Origin of the sequence: Ralstonia sp. RL (genome assembly GCF_001683835.1) — a bacterium.
Lineage (GTDB): Bacteria > Pseudomonadota > Gammaproteobacteria > Burkholderiales > Burkholderiaceae > Ralstonia > Ralstonia mannitolilytica.
Genome location: NZ_LWRX01000138.1, coordinates 1 through 651 on the forward strand (window position 1 = coordinate 1; position 651 = coordinate 651).

The following is a 651-nucleotide window of genomic DNA, read 5'->3' on the forward strand; positions in this document are numbered from 1 at the left end:
CGACAGCATCCGATTCACCTGGCCAGCCACATCGCGCTGGCCGACGAGACTTTCGATGACGCGCTGGCACAGTGTGTGCTGCGAACCGTGCAGGAAGGGCTGACCAATATCGTTCGCCACGCCGATGCCAGCCGGGTCGATCTGACGCTGCGCCAGCTGGGCACGACAGTGCACATCCGGCTCGCCGACAACGGCCGCGGCCTCGATGGGCGGCCTTCCGGACAGGCCGGTTGCGGCCTCGGCCTGCAGGGCATGCGCGAACGGATCGCGCTGCTCGGCGGGCAACTCGAAATCGCCACGCCGGCCGGCGGGGGCTTTGTGCTCCAGGCCAGCCTGCCGCTGGCACAGGGGAGGGTAGAAGCATGAAACTGAACGGAGTCCGTGTCCTGCTCGCCGACGACCACGCCATGGTCCGCCTCGGCTTTCGCCTGCTGCTCGAAGGGGCTGGCGCCAGCGTGATTGGCGAGGCCGATTGCGGCGAGAGCGCCGTCCGCCTGTACGCCGAATCGAACCCGGATGTCGTGGTGATGGATGTCTCGATGCCCGGCCTCGGCGGCCTGGCGGCGCTTGAGCGGCTGCTCGTCTGGGAACCGAAAGCGCGCGTGCTGATGCTGTCGGCCCATCACGACGATATCGTGCCGGTGCGCGCCC

2 protein-coding genes are annotated in these 651 nt (G+C 68.5%); both read left to right on the top strand.

What is annotated here, in order from left to right; genetic code table 11:
* Positions 1-366 (top strand): sensor histidine kinase (locus A6M56_RS13240; RefSeq protein ID WP_353744919.1); only part of this gene is annotated, 366 nt, incomplete at its 5' end.
* Positions 363-651 (top strand): response regulator (locus A6M56_RS13245; protein ID WP_286758166.1); only part of this gene is annotated, 289 nt, incomplete at its 3' end. The genes A6M56_RS13240 and A6M56_RS13245, both read left to right, overlap by 4 nt.